Raw genomic sequence first — 21,469 nt, 5'->3', positions numbered from 1 at the left:
GACTGGGGGACTTGAGGCGAGTTTAACGCCGCGAGAAACGCAGCATTGCTAGCACGCGATTATTCAAGCGTGCAGACGCCCCATTGGCCGTCGCATTCGTCGACGGCGACGGTGATTTTGCCGGGCGTGGTGCCGGATGCGGCCGTGATGGCTGTTTTCAAAAGCTGGCCGATGTGGTGGGCTAGCAGTTCCGCTGTGGTGTTGGCGAGTGGTAGCAACACGCAATCTTGGCGGGGAAAGATCCAGCGGCGGGAGCCGTGCATGACGGTCACTTCGCTGTCGGTTTCGACCACGCGGATCGTCGGATGCTGCGTCGGCAAGATCATCCGATGATCGAGGCCGTCGACGATCCGCTGGAGTTCATCGCGCACGGCGATAAAGTCGAGCACATAGTGATTCTGGTTGAGCGGGCCGTGGATTTCCGCGGTGACATGGTAGTTATGGCCATGGAGCGGCTCGCAGACGTCGTCGTTGTACGTGATGAAGTGAGCCGCGCTGAAGACGAAGCGTTCTTTTTCGAGTTTGATGGAGTAGGTTTCAGGCAAATTGTGGTCCTCACGAAGAATCTTGCTTCAATCCTCACACGCTTTAAATACGTGAAGGTTACGCAGACTCGATCCTTCAGTCGCTTAGGCTCTCTCAGGATGACACTAACAATAAAACTTCACAGGCCATTGTAATCGTCCATCACGCAAGAGCACAAACAACGCGGCGGCGATGATGTCGGCCGACGTGCCGGGATTGCGGCGATGGCCATCGGCGCGGAGCCAGAAATCGAAATCGGCAAGCGCGGCTTCGTAATCTTCGCCGGTGTACGAGAGGACACGCGCCGCGTAGTTGGAAACTTCTTGCGCCAGCGCGAGGCCGCACTTCCGGGCGATGAGCGTGTCGGGTTGTTTGGCAAGCAGCTCCAGGAACGCCGTGACAATCGACTGGGCAAGTGGAGCTTTATTTGCTGCGATGAGGTCGGCCACCCAAAAGACCTCGACAAAGTTGTTGGTGTATTGGCGAGCGACAAGATCGTGGTCGGCGGCAAGTTGCATCGCTGCGACAAGTGTGATTTCTGGGGGGGCGTCGACAACGTCCGCCTCGTCGACTTTCCCCAACCCGCCGGGCGCGGCCAGGCGAATTGCTTCGTACACAAGCCGTGTATCGGTGGTGGAGAGGTTACTTAGAACCGTTGGCAAGCCCAAGGCGAGTGGTTTGTCGGGTCTCGCAGCCGCGAGGGGCGCGAGCAGCAGAACGGTGCCTAAGTAGGTGTTGGTGCCGACGGCATGGTGAATGGCCTTGATGGATTCGAAAACGGCATGGCCAACGCCATAAGCGTGCGCCAATGCGATTTGCGGACCGATCACCGCGGCACTGGTGAGAAAATCGGCGTAGGTGGCATCTTCGAAATCGGCGCCACGATAGACGTTGCCCGGCTTGGCGGCGGTCGCTTCCCAGATGCAGGCGAGCGTGGCTTGGAGGGCCAAGTCGTTCATGGGACTGCTCCAGAAGCATTGTCGTCGGTGCGAGCAAGAAAGTTCACTAGCAACCGCTGCGCATCTTCGGGGGCATCTTCGACGACCCAGTGGCCGACGTCGGCGAGGCGGTGGGCTTCGGCTTGCGGCCAGGCGGCGACGAACTTGTCGAGGCACTCGGGAGTGAAGCACCAATCTTGCATACCCCAGACCAACAGTTGCGGCATGCTAGACAATTGCGGCAGCTGGTTTTCAATCTCACCGAGAGTTTGCCAAGTCGGATGCGAGGAATTAAGCGGAATATCTTTGACGAACTGATAGACCGCGGCGCGGCGCGTCCAGTTGTTGTACGGAGCGAGATAGCCGGCGGCGACAGCGGGGTCGAGTTTTTTCGTGCGAGCGAGCGTCATTCGCAAAGCCGCCAGCGAGAAAGCGTTCCCTGCTTGCAGGGCAAGTTTGCCAACAAGGGGCCAACGGCACACGCGAATGCGAAAGGGAATGAACCAAGGCTGAAACGCGCCGGTATTGAACAGCACGATTCGCTCGAAGCGTTGCCGATGCCGGAGAAGTGTGCCGAGTCCAATTGCGCCCCCCCAATCTTGGGCGACGAGCGTGACATGCTTGAGATCGAGCTGCTTGATTAAACTTGCCAGATTGTCGATGTGATCGGCGAGCCGCAGGGGATGGGGCTGGAGATCGCTCAGCCCGCAGCCGACGTGATCGGGAGCCACGCAGCGGTAGTGTTCCTGATTGGCTGTAATCAGCCGTCGCCAATGAAAGGACCACGTGGGATTGCCGTGGACGAAGAGCAGCGTCGGCGTGTCGGCCTTTCGCGGTCCTCCGTCGACATAGTGCATGCGTGCACCGGCAACGTCGCACCACTGCGAGGTGAAGGGATACAAGGAACGCCAATCGGATGTGGTCGCGGAGATCGGTCTGCTCGGCTGGGGGGTGAGGGATTGTGTTATTGATTGCTTTCGCTGGCGGCTTGCTGGGATTTGTCCGGCGCCTGGTGTTGCTGGCAAATCAGCAAGTTGAGCAGCGAAACCGCAAGCGAGATTGTGGCCGGACGAAAAAGCATCGTTGTGAACATAAAATAAAAACAATTGGATATTCAGCGAATTGGCTAGTATAGCAATTCCTGCCGGGCCTTTGACGATGGGTGACAAAAAGCGTACAAAGTAGGGTCTAACTTCGCAGCAGCGCGACCGCTCGTGAGAGGTCTCTGCAATGGGGGCCTTGTGAACCTGGTCAGGGTGGAGACACAGCAGCCATAAACTTGCGTCTCTTTGTGTGGGGGCCTCTCACGAGCAGCCGCGAAGCTTTTACCGCTCAGCCGCAAGCGGCAAAAACATGTCGAATGAAATTTCACAAGCACCTGGCGGCACGGAACCTAAAAGCGGTGACTATGTCGTCGTCGCGCGGCGTTATCGGCCCCAAGGTTTCGACGAGCTGATCGGCCAGCAGCACGTGGCTCAGGCCCTCAAGCGGGCCATCGAAAGCGACCGCGTCGGTCATGCTTATCTGTTCACGGGGGCTCGGGGTGTCGGCAAAACGTCCGCCGCGCGGATTCTCGCCAAGGCTCTTAATTGCGAACATGGCCCGACGATCACGCCGTGCAATGAGTGTGAAAGCTGTCAGGGAGTGACCGCCGGGAGCGACGTCGACGTGCTCGAAATCGACGGTGCCAGCAATCGCGGCATCGATGATGTCCGGCAGTTGCGGCAGAACGTGGCGATCCGGCCGAGTCGCTCGCGGTTCAAGATTTATATCATCGACGAAGTCCACATGGTCACACGCGATGCGTTCAACGCGTTGCTCAAGACTTTGGAAGAACCTCCCGAGCATGTGAAGTTTATCTTCGCCACGACGGAAGCGAACAAGATTCCGATCACGATCCTGTCACGGTGCCAGCGGTTCGACTTCGCGGGGATCGAGGCGAATGCCATCCAGACGCGGCTAGCGCAGATTGCGGCGGCCGAAGGGGTGGAGATCGAAACCGACGCGCTGCAAATCCTGGCCATGCGGGCGGCGGGTTCGATGCGCGACAGCCAGTCGCTGCTGGAGCAATTGCTGTCTGGAAGTGGCGGTTCCATTACGGCGGCGGATGTCACCAACATGCTGGGGATCGCCCCGGCGGCGAGACTGACGGGACTTGTGATGCCGTTGGTGAACCGTGATGCAGCGACCGCCTTATCGGAACTTGATGCCGCACTTGCCGAAGGGGCTGACGTCGGTCAGTTGATTGATCAGTTGTTGGGCTATTTTCGCGACGTGATGACCCAGGCCGTGGGTTGCGACGAAAGTCGCTTGCTTTATGCCTTGCCCAGCCAGCGTCAGGAAGTGCGTGAGATTGCCCAGCAATTGGGAGTTCATACCTTGCTAGCGATTGGGCAGGTGCTCGATCAAGCCGCCGCACGGATGCGAATTAGCACGCACACGCGGACACTCGCCGAAATGGCGATCGTGCGGATTTGCAGCCTGGAGAATCTCGACGAATTGGCGAGCCTAATCGAGCAACTGCGGGATGGCACGATCGATCAAAGCGCGCCCGCAGTAAAAAAAAACTCCCCCGCTAGTCCGCCTCCCGCGCGGACGTTGAATCCACCAAGTGTCCCCTCCCCTGCCCCGGCGGTTGCCCCGCCCGTTGAGGCCGCGCCGGAAGAAATTGCGGAGACGAATGGCCACGCGGAGGAACCGGTTGCAGCGGTCAAGAAGATAGAACTGTTGGCGGAGAATGTCGAACAAATTTGGAAGCAGGCCCTCGCTTCGCTCACGGGGATCATTGCCGAGAATGCTTCGCACGTCGACGAAGTGACACTCGACTCGGCGGGACGGATGCAGGTTAAGTTTTCGGACTCCTTTTACCGCGATGCGTGTGAGCGACCGGCGAATCGTAGCCGCTTGGAAGCGGCGCTGCAGGATGTTTGTGGCCGGCGCGTGGCACTCATTTTTCAAGCCAGTCAGCGCGTGGATACTCCTGTCGCGAACGTGGCTCCTCCCCCTTCCCGAAGGCAACAGCAAGCCGACGTGGCCGAGCAGTCGTTCGTGAAAAAAGCACTTGAACTATTCAATGGCGATCCCCATCGCATTCGGTATACGCCTCCCGCAAATAAGGAAACGGAGTAAATCATGTTCAAAGGCTTAGGCAATCTTGCCAACTTGGGAAACCTGATGAAGCAAGCCCAGGAAATGGGCGGCAAGATGCGCGAGATTAACGAAGAGCTCAAGGCGAAGCGGGTGACCGGTTCCGCCGGTGCAGGGATGGTGGAGGTCGACGCCAACGGAGTGGGCGAAATTCTGGCCGTGCGAATTGACCCCTCGCTCATGGCCAAGCAGGACCGCGAGTTTATCGAAGACTTGTTGCCGGCGGCAATCAATGCGGCTCAACAAAAAGTTAAAGAGCTTTACGCCGAGCAGATGCAATCTCTTACCGGAGGTTTGAACCTGCCGGGGTTGGGGGATGCGTTAGGACAATTTGGCAACACGCCTACCGAGTGACGCACTCGATGATCATACTTTGGCATCTGTCAAGGGAGTGGTCATGGGGACTCGGGAATTTGTCATGCCGCGTATGCTGAACTTTCTTTCTGATTCGGCTAGCCAGCGGTATTCTTTTCCCACATGCCGCGGTTTATTGCGGTAGAATTATGTCGGGCTTTCCAGCGGCTTTTGGGGGAGCGGAATGCCAGCAATGCCACCGCGGAATTTGACCTGCGGTCGGCATCGGCATTATGCTACAGATCGGTGAGAAGCATTTCTCGTTCCGATCCCTTGGGCTTTCAACACACTAATAGTTAGAAGAAACACGATGCGTCTTTCACTCGGCCAACACATGCACATGGCTCAGAAGCAGGTGCTCGCACCGCGGATGATCCAGTCCATGGAAATTCTGCAGCTGCCGATCATCGCGCTGCAGGAACGGATTGAGCAGGAGATGGAAGACAATCCCGTGCTCGATCAAGTCGAGTACACCGACGAGCCGGCCGAGTTCGAAGAGGAAGTCATCAATCCCGATGCTCCGACCGATTCGGAACGGGAAATGGTTGTCGCCAACGACAACAACAACGAGGCGGATTTCGAGCGGCTGCTGAACATGGCCGACAATCTGCCCGACGAGTACGAAGAGCGGAGCCGCCCCTCGCGGGGCCAGATGGAGGCGGAATCCGATCGTCAGCACGACGCGATGGCCAACATGGTATCGCGGCCCGAATCGCTCTTGGATTACTTAGATCACCAGTTGAGCTGGTTCGAACTGAGTGAACCGCTCAAGAAGATGTGCGAGCGGATTATCTACAATCTCGATACGAATGGCTATTTGAAATCGCCGCTCGAAGAATTGCTGCCGCCACCGCCGGCCGAAGTGAATGGCAATGTCCAGGCGTGGCGAACCGAGCAATTGAAGCTGGCCGAAGAAGCGCTCGCGATCGTGCAGCGGCTTGACCCACCGGGGATCGGCGCGCGGAATCTCAAAGAATGCTTGATGCTGCAACTCACGCCGGGCTTGCTGTTCTATGAAGAGCTCTTGGTGCTGATCGAGAGTCATCTGGAAGATCTCGAGAACAACCGCCTGCCGTTGATCGCCAAGAAGACCGGCTATTCGATTGAAACGATTCAAGAAGCGTGGGAAGACCTGCGGACTTTGAAGCCGAAGCCGGGCGCGGAGTTCAACGAGACGTTTGCTCCGATGGTGACGCCCGACGTGTACGTCGATCGCAAAGAAGGGGGCGGCTACGAAGTACGGCTGGAAGATGCCCAATTGCCGTCGTTGTATATCAGCCCCACGTATCGCAAGTTGCTGCAAGATCCCGACACCAACGCCGAGACACGCGAGTACATCAAGCGCAAAGTCAATTCGGCTCAGTGGATCATCGAAGCCATCGAGCAACGCCGCAGCACGCTCACGCGGGTGTCGCAGGCGATTGTGGACCATCAAATCAAGTTTCTCGACAATGGCCCCGAATACATCGAACCGCTGAAGATGCAGCAAATCGCCGACAAGGTGGGCGTGCATGTGACCACCGTCAGCCGAGCGGTCGACGACAAGTGGATGCAAACTCCGCGTGGCATCTTCCCGCTCAAGCGATTCTTTGTGGGTGGCACGACCAGTGCCGACGGCGAGGAAGTCGCCTGGGACAAGGTGCGGCTCCAGCTCCAGGACATTGTCGACAACGAGGATAAAACCAAACCCTTGAGCGACGATGCTCTGGTCGATGAACTGGCGAAAGCGGGCATCACGGTTGCTCGCCGCACGGTGACAAAGTATCGCAAGGCGATGAACATCCCCAGCAGCCGCCAGCGACGGGATTGGTCGGAGGGGTAACGGCATCGGTTTTCTTCCGCATCGGGACGATGCGGCTAAATGTTACACCGATTCGATATAAAGGCCGCGGCGGCGGCGTTCGTTGCGGCGGGCATCATCAATCAGCCCAGCCACGATCTGCACGTTCTCTATGCCGGGCAGGGCCAACTCCGGGTGCGACTGGTCACTGGAAGTGATCCTTACCGTGCCGATGCCGAACATTCGCTCCACCGGCCCTTGGGTGAACGAAACATCGTCGATGTCGATCACTTCAATGCGGTCGGTCTGCCGCCACAAAAGCCCGCGCATGTGGGTGAATCGTTGAGATGAAAGCGTGTAGTGTTGGCTGAATCGTAAGTAGAAGTACTTAGCCAACAGACCGGCCCAGACAATCGCGTTGAGCGCGATGATGGCTAGCCACGCGGAATGCGTCACCGTGCCAAAGAGCCCCAAGGCGATCGAGGCGAGCGATAATACGCCGGCACCGATCCAAGCACCCAGCATGGCGAATTTGGAATAGCTGCCGTGCCACAGTTCTTCTTCCGGCACAGATTCTTCACCGGTACGCTGGGCGGCTGAACGGAGCTTCTGTTGCGGCGCGGCGCCATCGGGTTGATTCTTACCGGTGGCTAGCTTGCCGCCACAATGACCGCAAAATCGCGTTTGCCGGATGATCTGCTCACCGCAATGAGGACACTGCATGAATGAAAACTTCCTGTTTCGCGTGATTGTCAAGAGAAATGCATCGAGGATTCATGAAAGGTGATTCGCTCAAATCCTTCCCAGATTGCCAATTATGTCTGTCCAAGAGGATTGTTAATATGCAACTCGTCAACATGGGGCATCTCTTTCTCGTGCGATCATTTTGCGGCAAAAACTTTGGCACTTGGATCAAGCGCCAGTAGTTTACTGTTGTTAGGACTCGTGTATAGTGGGGACCATGAAATGTCCCTTTTGTCGCACTGATAATGACCGCGTCATCGACTCTCGAGCTTGTCAGGATGGCTTTTCGATTCGCCGCCGTCGGCAATGCTTGAAATGCAAGCGTCGTTATACGACTTACGAGCGCATCGAAGAATCGACCATCAAAGTCGTCAAGCGCGACGGCGCGCGTGTTCCCTTCTCGCGCGAGAAGATCAAGTACGGTTTGGAACGCGCCTGCTGGAAGCGTCCCATCAGCGATCGCGACATCGAACGCACCGTCGCGGCGATTGAGAACGACGTTTACACCTCGTTCGATCTAGAGATCGAAAGCCGCCGACTGGGCGAACTCGTGATGGAGCACTTGCGCGATCTCGACGAGGTGGCCTTCGTGCGGTTTGCCAGCGTCTATCGGCAATTCGCCGACGCGGGAGACTTTGTCGAAGAAATTCGCCCGCTGTTGGCGAAGGGGAATAGTCATCCGCGTTAGGTAGTTCCTTCGTGATGGTCTATAATCTTGGTGGGGGAGATTAGTCCACTTAAGCAAAGATTTTTAGCGATGAACAATTCCGAGCAGCCATTCCGATGCGATTTGAAGGTGCCATTCGACGGGCGGATTGAAGTGCAAGTCCCAATCGCTGCCGGCTCGCAAGTGACGGTTTACGTAGTTCCCCAGCAGGACACAACGATCGACGAACTCACTTCGTGTGCGTTAAGCAGCACGGATTTTTGGGAAAACCCTGCGGACGACGAGGACTGGAACAATGCCTGAACAGGGCGTTCCTGAACAGGGCGACATCGTTCTCGTGCCCGTACCCTTCACGGATTTGTCCTCGCAGAAGCGACGACCCGTCATCGTTCTTTCCAACAGTGCTTACAATCGTTCGGGACAAGACGTCATTGTCGTAGCCATGACCTCGAATCCAGTACCCACTCCGCATAGCTTCCGTATCTCTTCAAGCGATCTTGTTGAAGGATCATTGAATCGCCCTGGGAACGTCCGCTGCGATAAAGTTTACACCCTTGCCAAAGCCATCGTGGTCAAGAAGTTTGGTAAGGTTTCGCCCGTGGTCGTCGACCGCATTCGTCAATCGCTTGATGCCATCATGGCTTGAGGCCCTGAAAAGTCAGTGCGAGCCAGTGGCTGGACACTTTTCGGGCGGACTTCTAAAATCGAAACTCACACTTGGGGCGGTAGCTCAGTTGGGAGAGCGCTGCGTTCGCAATGCAGAGGTCGAGGGTTCGACTCCCTTTCGCTCCACTTAAGTTGTTTGATCGAATTGTTGTTTGAATCAAGCCAAACTTCTTGGTTTGTGTAAGAATTGCTCGCTAAGCCGCATGCGGCATGAAATTTCTTCCTCCTCGCGCCGCGTATATTCACGTTCCGTTCTGCGTGCATCGTTGCGGCTACTGCAACTTCACGGTCGTGGCGGATCGCGATGATCTTGTGGAACCGTTCCTCTCCGCGCTTACCACGGAACTCGGTTGGCTGGGCGAGCCTCGCTCCGTCGACACGCTCTATTTTGGTGGGGGGACGCCGACCTATCTCGCGCCCCCGACTTTGCGGCGCTTGTGTGAGCTGGCTCTCAAGTGGCATCCGATCGCTCTCGGTTATGAATGGACCGTCGAGGCCAATCCGGGCGATCTTGATGAAGCGCGAATTGCCGTGCTGGCTGAGTGTGGCGTGAATCGGTTGAGTCTGGGGAGCCAATCGTTTGATGCGCGAAAGCTGAAAGTTTTAGAACGCGATCATAATGCGGAGGCGATTGGACGGGCGGTCGCGCTCAGCCGCGCAGCGGGGATGAGTGTGTCACTTGATTTGATCTTTGGGGTTCCGGGAGAAACGCTTGCAGATTGGCGAGCTGATTTGCAAAAGGCGATTGACCTTGCGCCGGATCACATTTCGACGTATGGACTGACTTTTGAACAAGGGACGCAATTCTGGAATCGCCGGCAGCGCGACGAGCTGCACGAAATCGATGAAGGGCTGGAACGCGAGATGTATCTCACGGCGATTGATACGCTCGCGGCGGCGGGTTTCGAGCACTACGAGGTTTCCAACTTCGCGCGGCCCGGCAAGCGGAGCCGGCACAATGAAACCTATTGGTCGGGACGTGGTTATTATGCCGCCGGGCCGGGGGCTAGCCGCTATGTCGATGGCATTCGCCAAACGAACCATCGCAGCACGACGGCTTATTTGGAACGCTTGCGGCAAGGACTCTCACCGGTCGCCGAAGAAGAATGCCTTGATGATGAAGCGCGGGCGCGGGAATCGCTCGTGTTTGGCCTACGGCGTCTGGAAGGAGTTACTCGCACGGAGTTCGAGTCCCGTACGGGGGACTCGATTGATGATCTGGCCGGGCCGACGATCAAGCGATTCGTGGAACTGGGAATGCTGCTCGACGACGGCGAGCGAATCAAGCTTTCGCGAGACGGGCTGTTGGTGAGCGACAGTTTGTGGCCCGAGTTGATTTGAAGGCTTGAAACAAAAAAACGCCCAGGGATTGCAATCCCTGGGCGTTCAGTCATTTGATGGTCTTTATAACGGTGCCCGCGGCAGTCGTCGTGGATAGGGTGGATCCTCGATCTGCGGGGGATAGCCGTCGGTTTCATCGGCCCACGCTTGCCGTTCTTCCTCGTTCGCGTAATAGCGAAGCCAAATCTCGGGGTCGTCCCCCATGTTGGCACAATCCCAGTGGAGATAATTCTTACGGCGTTCGATTTGCTTTTCGTACGACGGCAAAATATCGCGATAGATCAGGCAGTACAACTGCCGGTCGGTGAGGTGTTCGGTAAAGTCCAGCACGATCCGCTTCGTGAATAATTGCTCAATCGTATTGTGCAAGACTTCGTGCAACGTTTCGTCGTCGAGCTGGTCGGGACTGGGCAATATGAGCTTGGGATCGAACCAATCGCAGATTGGCTTAATGGGGGCACGTTCCCATTCGAGCATCGATTCCAAAAACTCATTCTCGCTGGAAGTGGACATCACTTCCGCGTTCACGCAGCCGATCGATTCGTCGAAGAGCGGTTCCAACGCATCGCGCAACTGGGCGTTGCGGAGCAGGTGTTCGACTTCGTCAGTAGATGAAAATTCAGATGGTCTCATAGACAAAAATAAGATCACAGAAAAAGCAGATTTGGGGAGCCAACCATGGCAAAATCGCTCTGGTCCACCAGCGGTCAGTTCCGCCGTGCGTGGCCCACAAGTCTGACTTTATCAACCAACCTCGGGTGTGAAAATGTTTTTGGAGCCTGGAATTCAGGAGATTGTAAAAAGGCTCACTTCTGACCGTTACGACCGGTAATCTCCCCCCAGTTTCTGCCAGCAAGTTCGGAGATGCTGGCAGATTTTAACAGCCTCGGCCAAATCTATGGGGCGAGCAATCAGTCGACCGGCTGGCCCATTTCGCGCATCAGCAGCTTCATGTCGTCCCAGGTGTATTTCTTGGCCGAGGGATTTCGCAGCAGATAGGCGGGGTGGTAGGTGCACACCACGCTGATGCCATGGTAATCATGGACTTTTCCCCGGAGCTTACCAATCGATTCGGCGGTGCGGAGCAGGTTCTGAGCGGCGACCGTCCCCAGGCAGCAGATGAATTCCGGCTGGATGAGCTCCAGTTGCCGGAGCAAATAGGGACGGCAATTGTCGGCTTCCCCCGGCGTGGGATTGCGATTTCCGGGGGGGCGGCACTTAATCACATTGAGTATGTAAACCTCTTCGCGTTTGAGCCGGCAGGCTTCCAATATCTTGTTGAGAAGCTGCCCACCGCGACCCACGAAGGGCTCGCCCAGGCGGTCTTCATCGGCCCCGGGGGCTTCTCCCAAGATAACCAAGCGTGCTTGAGGGTTGCCGACGCCGAAGACGGTCTGCGTGCGTGTGGTGGCGAGTTCATGGCATTTCGCACAGGCGGCGACTTCGGCACTCAGGATCTCTAGGGTAGAGGCGGGTGAAACGGGTTCCGATAGTGGAACTTCACCCGTTTCAAACAAAGCGGCCGGCTTAACGGTTGGCGTCCCGCTTGTGATCTCCTGGGGCTGCTCCGGTGGCGTTGGCAGTGTTGGAATGGCCGCAATCACCGGTTCGGCGGCGGGAGGCGGCACGGCTCGACGTAGGGGGCTTGGCTTGGGGAGTTGCTGCACCCCCGCGGCATGGAGGCTTTCGAGCCATTGCAGCGTTTGGCGAGCAAGGGGCGAATCGGATTGCTCGGCCATGGGAGGAATTTCCAACAAGATGCAGTGCTAGTTTCGCTGTGCGAGCAGCGTGCAGGGCTTATTTTAGGGCAATCTCGCCGGAACTATAAGGCCCTGCGGATTTCGCGCGTGGCTCATCCGCGGCGGCTCGACTATGATAAAAGACTCAATTGCAGAGGGCATCTTAAGGTAGGCAGATTAATGGCAGTTCCCCGCGTGGTCATCGTTGGCCGCCCCAATGTGGGCAAAAGTAGCCTGTTGAATTGGCTCGCTGGTTTGCGGATTGCCATCGTCGAAGATCGGCCCGGGGTAACCCGCGACCGCGTCGAATATCTGATGGAGTACGAAGACCGCTTCTTCGAACTCATCGATACGGGTGGGATCGGCATCATCGACGAAGACCGTCTGTCGCAGCACATCGAAGATCAGATTCAGATCGCGATCGACTCGGCGGACGTGATTTTGTTCGTAGTCGATGCCCGCGAAGGGATGGCGACGCTCGACGAGGAGGTTGCCCGCCGGCTGCGGCATTTGTCGATCCCCGTGATTTGCGTGGCCAACAAGGCCGACGACAAGAAGTTTGACGATCAGGCGAATGAGTTCTATCGCTTGGGACGCGGGCAAATCACGCCGATTAGCACCAAGCAAAACCGCAATCGGTCGGTGCTGCTGAATTTGATTCTCGAGCGACTGCCGCCTCCGGTGGAAGACGGCACGGACCAACCCGACGGCGAGCCGGAGATGAAGGTGGCGATCGTGGGCCGTCGCAACACGGGCAAAAGCACGTTTGTGAACACGCTGGCCCAATCGAAGCGGATGATCGTCAGCGAGATTCCCGGCACGACACGCGATAGCGTCGACGTGCGGTTTGAACTCGACGGCAAATCGTTCGTGGCGATTGATACGCCGGGCATCCGCCGGCCCGAAAGCCGGGGATCTTCCATCGATTTTTACGGAACACATCGGGCTCAGCGGAGCATTCGCCGGGCGGACATCGTGTTGTTGTTTCTCGACGCGACGCAGCGGATTAGCAAGGTCGACAAGCAGCTTTGCGATTACATCAGCCAGAATTACAAGCCCTGCATCTTGGTCGTGAACAAATGGGACACGATGGCCAAGACGATGACCACCGACAAGTGGGTGCGTTACTTGCACGATTCATTTCGCACGATGCGGTACGCGCCGATTGCCTTTATTACGGGGCAAACGGGCAAAAACGTCAAAGCGCTGCTCAATCATGGGCAAATGCTGTTTAAGCAATCGCGGATGAGAATCCCAACGGGCCAACTCAACCGGCTGATGCGCGATGCCGTTGCTCGCACCCCGCCGCCGATGCACGCCAATCGCCGGCCCAAGATTTACTACGCCACGCAGGTGAGCGCACAGCCGCCGACGATCGTGTTGTTCTGCAGTGATCCTCAGGGCATCGAACGCAACTATCAGCGTTATCTGTTGGGCTGCGTGCGTGACCAGCTGCACTTCGAGGAAGTGCCGATCAAGTTGTATTTACGTAAACGTCAGCAGAGCGATCAACGCGACGAAATTGGTACTGCGGGCCGCATCGAAAGCGATGCCCTTGAGACACCGACCGACGATATGTTTGGCGAAGAGACGGAGTTCGACTTTGAAGATCCGCAAACGGACGAAGAGATCCAAGCGAATTGATCTGTAGTTGCGGAGAGTGGAAACTCTGCCGAACTGACAGAGATGAGCGAACGTGACGATTAATCCAGCTCTTCGATCGACCGTTCGATCCGCTGCGACGAGGCCAAGCTGTTGCCGGAAATGTCGTTGTGGCGGAAATGATCCACGGCGGCCCACACGGTTGCAAACCATGTTGCCAAAAAGAGGGCCAACTCGCCCACAGCCAGTATTTCTTGCCTGTCCTTAAGCATTGATCGATAGCCTTAAAATCCCACCCCTGGTAGCCCAATCCGTTCGCTTTGGCTGCCGTTAATGCAGCGGCCAAAGAGTGAATATCACCGAATCGGTTCTCGCCCGCAAGTCCGCTTCGTTGTTTCTAGACCCTACCACAGGGCCTTTGGGGATGCTACACTTTGGGGTCTGCCAAGCTCCGCCGCTGCTAGCTGAAAGTCTATTCGCTAGGCGGCACTTAAGCTTACCTAAGTTTTAAGGTGTTTTGGCAGGATTTTTTGTGGGGGCGATTAGCTCAGTTGGTTAGAGCACTAGCTCGACAAGCTAGGGGTCACAAGTTCGAGTCTTGTATCGCCCACTTGAGGATATTCGTCAGCAAGGGCCAAAAACTTTGGCCCGAGGGTTTCGGCCTGTTCTGACTGGAACGGTCGGAGGGCAAGTCCGCGCTTGCCCCGGTTTGCTGACAGAGGTTAAAATACGCGATTCACCCGGCGGAAGGGTGGCCAATACAATCATTCAATCCAAGTTGGAGTCTCTGTGGGAACGAAGAAATCAGGAAAAGGGCGGCGCAAACAAGGCCGCAAAAAGCGTCGGATGCGTGCCAAGATTCGGCACCGCAAGAAGTAAGCTTCTCGCTTGCCGCTCCTCGTGCTTCGGGAGTGGCCTTCTTTCGCCCGCCACTGTGGCGGTTTTTCTCTTGCCGGTCGGGTAGGCGGTTAGCCCTGCGCGGTAACGACATCGCAGAGAAGATTTTCTTAGATTGCTCGCAGATATTTCACCGCGTTGGCGCAGTCGTCGACGACTTGGTCTGAGCCGTTGCGTTCGACGGTGGCCCAGCCGCGGTAGTCGAATTCCTCGAGTTGGCCCAGCAGCGAAGGAAAATCGGCCGAGCCGCGGCCTAGTTCGACTTCGAAATTCCGGCCCGTCGAAAAATCGCGCACCGCATCCACGGCATGGATATGGGCGATGTGCTGCCCGAGAGTCGTCACGAATTCCATCGGCGAGTGCCCTTGGGACAAGAGATGCGCGGGGTGTAAATCGAGGAACAAATATCCTTCGGGCAGGGCCGCCAGGAATTCGGCAACTTCGTCGAACGAACTGAAATGAACTTGGGCGGCGAGTTTCACACCGAGCCTCAAGCCGTGTGCGCCGAGCGAAGTAAAGACCTCGGCTAAATTTTCGGTGGAGGAACTCAAACTCAGATTGCAGACGAGCACCGAGGCTTTGAGCTGCGACGCGAGCTTCATCGCGGCGACCGTGGCTTCGACACGGCGGTCGAGGTCGGTGGGGTCGGCATAACCGCGACGGGTCGGGAAGCTGAGTGATCCCACCCGCAAATTGAGATCATCCAGCATTTTGCGCAGTTGCCGCAGTCCCGTTTCCGAAAGCTCCGCCGGGCGAAGTTCATTTCGGGCATCAAATTGCACGCCATCGGCACCAAGGGACGCTGCCGTGTGTAATGCTTTCTTGAAGGGTTGCGCGAAACAGCGGGTCTCTGCTGCGATCCGTAAAGCCGTCACAATCTGTTTTCCTTTGCATTTCCAGCGATTCATCCCAACGCGCTAGCGTTCACCGTATCATGCTCAGCATTTTGACAAGTTTGTTGCTCTGTTGCGGTTTGGCGGCTCCAACAAGCGCCGAGCGGAACGTTGATGCGGTGCAGATATTCTACTGCGATTTCAGCGAGCGTGGGAAATGGGACGTCAACTATGATGGTTGGCCCGACACTTGGAAACGCCAATTCGGACCGACGCTGCCCCGCTATGTGAAAGCGGCGATCGAAGAAGACAAGTCCGCCATCGCGGGGCGCTGCCTCAAAGTGCATCTCAACGGCGGTGGAGTGGCGATTAACAGTCCCGCGGTGGCGATTTCGGATCAATTTAGCTATGTCGTCGAAACGCGGCTGCGGGGCGACGGGGTTCAGTTTTCCCGGGCCCACCTGCGGCTCGATTTCTGCGACGAAGAACGTAACGTGCTCGAATCGGCCACAACTCCCTGGTACAAGAATACCGAAGGTTGGGAGCGGATCAAGATTGATGCCGTGACTGTGACCAATCCCAATGTGCGGCTGGCGATTATCACGCTGGAGATTGAGGATGGCGAGCAAGTCGACCTCAACGGTTCGTTTTCGATTTGCGACGTCTGGCTGGCACGCTTGCCACAAATGGCAGTGACCACTAACAGCCCGTTCAATGTTTACGACAATCCTAAGCAAGTGGTCGTGTCGTGCGAACTATCGGGTATTCGCGAACAGGATCCCGATATTCGGTTTCAGTTGTTCGATGCCAGCAGCCGGGAATTGGATGACAATACCATTCAAATGCGAGGCACTTTGATCACTGAAAAGTTGAGCAAGGCGTCCGACATGCTCAACATCGACCGCTCGGTGCCGCTTCCGGCCGGCTATGCGGGCAAGACTCATTGGCAGCCGCCGATCAAAGAATACGGCTTCTATCGCGTGGAAGTCTCGATGCAGACGGCTCAAGGAACCTTGGACAAACGCGAGATATCGATCGCCGTCGTGCCGCCGATGCCCGCCGCAACGCGCGGTGAATTCGGTTGGTCGTTGGCCGGTGATCATATTCCGCTGAATTTCGATCAGTTGCAAATGCTGCTACCCCGCGCGGGTGTGAGTTGGGTGAAGCTGCCGGTTTGGTACGGCACGAGCGAAATGGATCGTGGCGAACAGCTCGTGATGCTGACCGAGCAACTCGCCGCCAAGGAAATTGACGTGGTGGGGGTGTTGGATCGTCCCCCCGCGGATTTGGATTTTGGTAAAGAAATTCCTTCCGACGCGAGCATCGCCGATTTGCTTTCCAACGTGGATTCATCGGTCTGGCTGCCATCCTTGGATGAAGTGTTAACGCGACTTTCGTTGCGGGTACGGTGGTGGCAATTAGGGACCGATGATGACACGAGCTACGCTCATTTTCCGAATTGTGAACAAGAAGTTGGCAAGCTCCGCGAAATGATGTTCCGTTTCGGCCAAGACGTGAGCTTGGGCTTGGGTTGGCCGTGGCTTGAGGCGGCGTCAAGTCAAACGAAAGCCTCTTGGGATTTCGAGCAGATGTCGGCCGAGCCAACGCTCACGGGCGACGAATTGGCGAGCTATCTGCAACTGCCAACTCGCGAAGGGGTTGTACGGTGGGCATTGGTTAAACCGCTGAAACGCAGCGAATACGATCTCGAAGCGCGCACTCAGGATCTCGTGCAGCAAATGATCTCGGCCAAAATCCACGGGGCCGATGCGATCTTCGCGGCCAAGCCATTTGACGATGAAGCCGGCTTGATGAAAGACGTGGGGACCCCCAGTGACTTGCTGTTGCCTTGGCGGACAACGGCTTCGCTGTTGAGCGGCACCGAATATTTGGGCACGATTCAGTTGCCACGTGGGAGCGAGAACCGGCTGTTCCAAACCCAGAACGGCACAGTGGTAATGGTGTTATGGAACGAAAAGTTAGGGCAGGAAGCTTTGTACTTGGGGGACGGCATCAGTGTGATCGACGTGTGGGGGCGTTCTTCCAAACCCCAGATGAAGGACAACCGTCACATCATCGAGGTCACGCCGCTGCCGAAGTTCGTGATTGGGCTCAACGGTGCGATCGCGCGCATGGGGTTGGGAGCCAAACTGGCCAAGACCGACATCCCCAGCGTGTTTGAAATTGCCCACGGCAACAGCATTGAACTGCAAAATACTTTCGGGCAAGGGATCGGTGGCACGGTTCGCATCATCGCCCCCGAGGGCTGGCAGGTCATGCCCGATCGCATCGACTTTAAATTGGCGATTGGCGAGAAGGCGCGGCGGCCGTTCCAGATATTGCTTCCTTTCGATGCGAACAGCGGCAACACGACACTACGTATCGATTTTGAAGTCGCCGCGGATAAGCCTTATCGATTCAGCACCTACCGCGAGGTGAACGTCGGAGATAAGGACATCGACTTGGAACTCAACACCCGGCTGGGCGATGACGGCAATCTGGTCGTTGAGCAACGCATGCTCAACCGCGATAACAAACCGATTGATTTCAAGTGTTTGCTGTATGCCCCCGGACGACGGCAGCAACGCATGCAGGTGTTTCAACTCACTAATGGTTGGGATACCAAGACTTACACCTATCTGGATGGCGAGGAATTGTTGGGCGAAGAGCTCTTGCTCAAAGTGGAAGAGCAGGGGGGGATGCGGCGCGTGTTCAATCATCGCATTACGGTCGAGCAATAATCGCCACGCGGCAATGTGCTGTCAGTTGCCAAGCGCGGCTTGTTGACGGCTATTTCATTCACTACCATGCGGTGGTCGCCTTTCTCAAATCTCTTGGAACTCCTATGGCCACGGTCGCTACAGTCGCGGAATGTTTGGAACAGTTTGCCCCCGCGCGGTTGGCGGAAGATTGGGACAATGTCGGCCTGTTGGTGGGGGATCGCACCTGGTCGGTCGAGCGGGTCGTGACTTGCCTGACTGTCACCCCAGAGACCGTGGCGGAAGCCGTGGAAGGCCGCGCGAATATGATCGTGACGCATCATCCGCTGCCATTTCATCCGCTCAAGACGCTGACCACCGATAGCACCGTGGGGCGTTTGCTGCTGCAACTCATCACCGCGAAGATTGCCGTTTACAGCCCGCACACGGCGTTTGATTCGGCACGCGCGGGGATCAATCAGCATTTGGCGATTGGTTTGGGCCTGCAAGAGATCGCCCCGTTGGTCGCTAGTTCCAGCGACGACCCCGATGTGGGGGTAGGGCGGTGCGGTACCTTGGGCGAAGATGTGACACTCACAGAGATGGTTGAACGGGTGAAGAACTTCCTGGGGATTCAACGTCTGCAGGTCGTGGGAGCCGACGAGCAAATCGTCAATCGCGTGGCGATTGTGTGTGGCAGCGGCGGCTCATTTCTTGAGACCGCCATTGAGCAGGGCTGCGATTGTTTAATCACGGGCGAAACGACGTATCACACCTGCCTCGAAGCGGCAGCCCGCAAAGTGGCTTTGGTGTTGCCAGGGCATTTTGCGAGCGAAAGGTTTGCCCTGTTGTCGTTGGCGGATTATCTGGCCGACTTACTGCCGGGGGTGACGGTTTGGGCGAGTCGTAGCGAAAGTGACCCGGTTCGCCGGATGTAAGTCGTTTGCTTATGGTCATTTAGCGAGTTAATTCTTATTTCGACATCACGGTTCTGTCGATTGACCCTCTGAAGCTGGCATCTAGAATGAGGTGCTTGTCGCGGGCGAACCACTCGCGCTAAGTGGACGTACAAGAGGGTCGGTCCCTGGGCTCGGAACGCCGCGGGACCAACAAATAACTCGACGGAGTTCCCGCCATCATGAGCCTGCCCTACCTCGGTCGCTTGAGCGACCAACGCGAGTGTCGCTTCCTGACCGCTCTGCCCGTGTTCAATGAAGTTGGTCATGTGACCGACGTATTGAACGAAGTTACGAAGTATGCCACCGATGTGGTGGTAGTCGACGACGGTTCGACCGACGGCACGCGTGAATTGCTTGCCCAGCGGACCGACGTGAAAGTTCTGCTGCATGACAAGAACCGTGGTTACGGCGCGGCACTCAAGACGGCCTTCGATTACGCGATTGAGCATGGTTACGAATTAGTTGTAACGATTGATTGCGACGGCCAGCACGAACCTCAGCGGATTTGTGATCTCGCCAAGGCCTGCCGGCATTTTGATATTGCCTCGGGAAGCCGTTATTTGGAAACAACCCAATCGACTGAAATGGTTCCTGGCGACCGCTTGTCAATCAATCGCACGATTACCGCTGAACTCAACAAACAGTTGGGTCTCGACATCACCGACGCGTTTTGTGGTTTCAAAGCGTATCGCACGACGGCATTGGCGAAGTTGAACCTGACTGAAACCGGTTATGCGATGCCTTTGGAGCTGTGGGTGCAAGCGGCTTGGCATGGGCTGAGAATCACGGAAGTATCGGTACCGCTGATCTACTTGGATGAAAAGCGGAGTTTTGGCGGGGCGCTCGATGCGGCCGATTTGCGGCTGAAGTATTACCGCGAGGTGATCGACCGTGCCGTGGCGGCGTGTGGTCCCGTGCGGCCCGTGACGACGGATGCCCCCTTGCCCGAGCTTTGTTGCCAGCCCTGTGTATGATCCCTTCGGGCGATTACCCGAGATTTCGCGCGCCCCCTGGTGATGGGGAAATTCTTTGCGTGCCTGCTCGGGGCGAGTTGCTGGCGCTCGTGGCGCGTGGTCGGCAGCGGGCGGAATTAGCACAAGTGGAATGGTTGGGCCGTTCGCTCGCGGAACTTGCGAATCTCGCGCGGCAACAGATTCTCGACGAGGCGATCGCCTACACGCGTCAGTATGCCGACGTGGCCGATCCCCCAAGTGCTGAGGCACCGCTGGTTATCACGGGCCATCAACCGGAATTGTTTCATCCGGGGGTGTGGCTCAAAAATTTTGAAGCGGCGAAGTTGGCGAAGCAAGTTGGCGGAACGGCCATCGATCTCATCATCGATAGCGATCTCTGGCGGGCGTCGGCGATTCGCGTGCCGACGGGTTCCCCTGCGGAATTGCAAACCGAACTTGTCCGCTATGACCAAGCATTGATCGACTTGCCGTTTGAGGAACGCGGCATCGCGGACCTGGAGTTGTGGCAATCCTTCGGTTCCCGAGTTGCTCATAAAATGGCGGGACTCGTTGACCAGCCGCTCGTCAAGGAATGGTGGCCGAGCGTGCTGGCCGCTTCGCGGAAGCAAGAAAAGATTGGATACGCGTTGGCCGAAGCCCGGCATCAATTGGAAATCGCCTGGGGTTCGCGCTCGCTGGAGCTGCCGCAATCGCGCGTTTGCCAGAGTGAAGCTTTTCGTTGGTTTGCGTCTGAGTTATTGAATCGAGCCATAGAATTTCGCACGGCATATAATGGCGCGGTGGCCGACTATCGCGTGGCCCACCAGTTGAAAAACAAGGCCCAACCCGTGCCGGATCTGACCGAACACGATGGCTGGGTGGAAACGCCGTTTTGGTTGTGGAGCACATCCGACCCCACGCGCCGCGGTGTTTATGTGCGGCGTGTCGAGAATCAGGCGGAAATTACCGATCGCAAGCAAATTTCGTCAGTGCTTTCTACGAATCCGTCGCTGGCGGTCGAGCAATTTGCTGAGTTGGAACGCCAAGGGATCAAGTTTCGCACGCGTGCCTTGGCGACAACGCTGTTTGCACGGTTACTGCTAGCCGACGTGTTTATCCACGGCATCGGCGGGGCCAAATACGACCAAGTGACCGATGCGATTGGCGAGAAGTTTTTTGGCATCGAGTTGCCTCCTTATGCGACGATTTCAGGAACTTTGCGATTGCCGATTGCTGCTTCCGATGTCCCCGTGCATTCGCCGCGCGAATTGCGGCAGGAATTGCGCAGCCAGCAGTATCATCCTGAACGATTTCTTCACGAAATGATCATACCGGTCGAAGAAGTGTCCCGTATGCATGACTTGCTGGCAAAAAAACAGGAGTGGATCGACATTTCCAAAACGATGGCGAATGCCGCCGAGCGTCATCAGTCAATCGTTGCTGCCAATGCGGAGTTGCAACAGTATTTGAGCAAACGTGCGGAACGATTGCAGCAAAGCATCGTCGACGCCAAACACGCAGCAAGCATCGAGCAATTGCGTCGTTCGCGTGAATATGCGTTTTGCCTGTTCCCGCCAGCTTTGCTGCAACAGTTCTTGCGTACGGAAAAGTCGTAGTTCTTTCGC

The 21,469-nt window shown here is 56.7% G+C and carries 20 protein-coding genes, 2 tRNA genes and 1 other RNA gene; 15 read left to right on the top strand and 8 right to left on the bottom strand.

The annotated features are described in order from the left end of the window. Positions 1–59: 59 nt before the first annotated feature. The 3 genes from SH678x_RS18465 to SH678x_RS18455 form a co-directional block, all read right to left on the bottom strand. A complete protein-coding gene (locus SH678x_RS18465; RefSeq protein WP_496919925.1) occupies positions 60–545 on the bottom strand; it encodes a 6-pyruvoyl trahydropterin synthase family protein in 486 nt (161 codons plus the stop codon). Positions 546–650: 105 nt separating this feature from the next. Beyond that, entirely contained in the window at positions 651–1,484 is an 834-nt protein-coding gene (locus SH678x_RS18460) for a triphosphoribosyl-dephospho-CoA synthase (RefSeq protein WP_496919924.1), read from the bottom strand. Continuing rightward, a complete protein-coding gene (locus tag SH678x_RS18455; protein WP_496919923.1) occupies positions 1,481–2,365 on the bottom strand; it encodes an alpha/beta fold hydrolase in 885 nt (294 codons plus the stop codon). Before SH678x_RS18455 ends, SH678x_RS18460 begins: the two co-directional genes overlap by 4 nt. 313 nt (positions 2,366–2,678) lie before the next feature. On the opposite strand from SH678x_RS18455, the gene ffs reads away from it, so the two are divergent. The 4 genes from ffs to rpoN all read left to right on the top strand — a co-directional run bounded on the left by ffs (position 2,679) and on the right by rpoN (position 6,786). Then, positions 2,679–2,773: signal recognition particle sRNA small type (gene ffs, locus SH678x_RS18450), an RNA gene on the top strand. A gap of 43 nt (positions 2,774–2,816) precedes the next feature. After that, a complete protein-coding gene (dnaX, locus tag SH678x_RS18445) occupies positions 2,817–4,592 on the top strand; it encodes a DNA polymerase III subunit gamma/tau (protein WP_496919922.1) in 1,776 nt (591 codons plus the stop codon). A 3-nt stretch (positions 4,593–4,595) separates the two neighbouring features. Continuing rightward, positions 4,596–4,964, top strand: coding sequence for a YbaB/EbfC family nucleoid-associated protein (locus tag SH678x_RS18440; RefSeq protein WP_496919921.1), 369 nt, complete (start codon positions 4,596–4,598; stop codon positions 4,962–4,964). Positions 4,965–5,274: 310 nt separating this feature from the next. Further along, complete coding sequence (rpoN, locus tag SH678x_RS18435; RefSeq protein WP_496919920.1) at positions 5,275–6,786, top strand: RNA polymerase factor sigma-54; 1,512 nt, start codon at positions 5,275–5,277, stop codon at positions 6,784–6,786. A 42-nt stretch (positions 6,787–6,828) separates the two neighbouring features. On the opposite strand, the gene SH678x_RS18430 is transcribed toward rpoN, so the two are convergent. Then, the gene (locus tag SH678x_RS18430; RefSeq protein ID WP_496919919.1) at positions 6,829–7,467 is read right to left on the bottom strand and encodes a PH domain-containing protein; all 639 of its coding nucleotides are present in this window, start codon (positions 7,465–7,467) and stop codon (positions 6,829–6,831) included. A gap of 238 nt (positions 7,468–7,705) precedes the next feature. On the opposite strand from SH678x_RS18430, the gene nrdR reads away from it, so the two are divergent. From nrdR to hemW, 5 genes are all read left to right on the top strand, one after another. Then, positions 7,706–8,176, top strand: a complete 471-nt coding sequence (nrdR, locus tag SH678x_RS18425; RefSeq protein ID WP_496919918.1) for a transcriptional regulator NrdR — start codon at positions 7,706–7,708, stop codon at positions 8,174–8,176. Positions 8,177–8,245: 69 nt separating this feature from the next. Continuing rightward, complete coding sequence (locus SH678x_RS18420) at positions 8,246–8,458, top strand: hypothetical protein (RefSeq protein ID WP_496919917.1); 213 nt, start codon at positions 8,246–8,248, stop codon at positions 8,456–8,458. Next, on the top strand, positions 8,451–8,801 hold the full coding sequence (locus SH678x_RS18415; RefSeq protein ID WP_496919916.1) for a type II toxin-antitoxin system PemK/MazF family toxin: 351 nt from the start codon (positions 8,451–8,453) through the stop codon (positions 8,799–8,801). Before SH678x_RS18420 ends, SH678x_RS18415 begins: the two co-directional genes overlap by 8 nt. Before the next feature lie 73 nt (positions 8,802–8,874). Next, positions 8,875–8,947, top strand: a tRNA-Ala gene (locus SH678x_RS18410). Positions 8,948–9,031: 84 nt separating this feature from the next. Further along, on the top strand, positions 9,032–10,162 hold the full coding sequence (hemW, locus tag SH678x_RS18405) for a radical SAM family heme chaperone HemW (protein WP_496919915.1): 1,131 nt from the start codon (positions 9,032–9,034) through the stop codon (positions 10,160–10,162). Between the two features lie 63 nt (positions 10,163–10,225). Here hemW and SH678x_RS18400 read toward each other — a convergent pair whose 3' ends face one another. Both SH678x_RS18400 and SH678x_RS18395 read right to left on the bottom strand, forming a co-directional pair. Next, on the bottom strand, positions 10,226–10,795 hold the full coding sequence (locus tag SH678x_RS18400) for a hypothetical protein (RefSeq protein WP_496919914.1): 570 nt from the start codon (positions 10,793–10,795) through the stop codon (positions 10,226–10,228). Between the two features lie 278 nt (positions 10,796–11,073). Further along, entirely contained in the window at positions 11,074–11,901 is an 828-nt protein-coding gene (locus SH678x_RS18395) for a uracil-DNA glycosylase (protein WP_496919913.1), read from the bottom strand. A 180-nt stretch (positions 11,902–12,081) separates the two neighbouring features. Here SH678x_RS18395 and der point away from each other — a divergent pair, with 180 nt between their 5' ends. Next, on the top strand, positions 12,082–13,545 hold the full coding sequence (gene der / locus SH678x_RS18390; RefSeq protein WP_496919912.1) for a ribosome biogenesis GTPase Der: 1,464 nt from the start codon (positions 12,082–12,084) through the stop codon (positions 13,543–13,545). Between the two features lie 59 nt (positions 13,546–13,604). Here the strand turns inward: der and SH678x_RS18385 are convergent, their stop codons facing one another. After that, a complete protein-coding gene (locus tag SH678x_RS18385) occupies positions 13,605–13,775 on the bottom strand; it encodes a hypothetical protein (RefSeq protein ID WP_496919911.1) in 171 nt (56 codons plus the stop codon). A 264-nt stretch (positions 13,776–14,039) separates the two neighbouring features. Here SH678x_RS18385 and SH678x_RS18380 point away from each other — a divergent pair. After that, positions 14,040–14,113 (top strand) — tRNA-Val (locus tag SH678x_RS18380). A 397-nt stretch (positions 14,114–14,510) separates the two neighbouring features. Here the strand turns inward: SH678x_RS18380 and SH678x_RS18375 are convergent. Continuing rightward, positions 14,511–15,308, bottom strand: coding sequence for a sugar phosphate isomerase/epimerase family protein (locus SH678x_RS18375; RefSeq protein WP_496919910.1), 798 nt, complete (start codon positions 15,306–15,308; stop codon positions 14,511–14,513). Positions 15,309–15,334: 26 nt separating this feature from the next. Between SH678x_RS18375 and SH678x_RS18370 the strand changes: the two genes are divergently transcribed. From SH678x_RS18370 to SH678x_RS18355, 4 genes are all read left to right on the top strand, one after another. Further along, the gene (locus SH678x_RS18370) at positions 15,335–17,974 is read left to right on the top strand and encodes a hypothetical protein (RefSeq protein WP_496919909.1); all 2,640 of its coding nucleotides are present in this window, start codon (positions 15,335–15,337) and stop codon (positions 17,972–17,974) included. 104 nt (positions 17,975–18,078) lie between these two features. After that, positions 18,079–18,870 carry a Nif3-like dinuclear metal center hexameric protein gene (locus tag SH678x_RS18365; protein WP_496919908.1) on the top strand — a complete coding sequence of 264 codons (792 nt, stop codon included), beginning with the start codon at positions 18,079–18,081 and terminating at the stop codon, positions 18,868–18,870. Between the two features lie 200 nt (positions 18,871–19,070). Continuing rightward, complete coding sequence (locus tag SH678x_RS18360; RefSeq protein WP_496919907.1) at positions 19,071–19,865, top strand: glycosyltransferase family 2 protein; 795 nt, start codon at positions 19,071–19,073, stop codon at positions 19,863–19,865. A 59-nt stretch (positions 19,866–19,924) separates the two neighbouring features. Further along, positions 19,925–21,460, top strand: coding sequence for a hypothetical protein (locus tag SH678x_RS18355; RefSeq protein ID WP_496919906.1), 1,536 nt, complete (start codon positions 19,925–19,927; stop codon positions 21,458–21,460). Positions 21,461–21,469: the final 9 nt, after the last annotated feature.

This window comes from Bythopirellula superficialaquae (assembly GCF_059632245.1).
The sequence above is the reverse complement of the archived record's forward strand: the minus strand, read 5'-3'. Positions and strand labels throughout refer to the sequence as shown.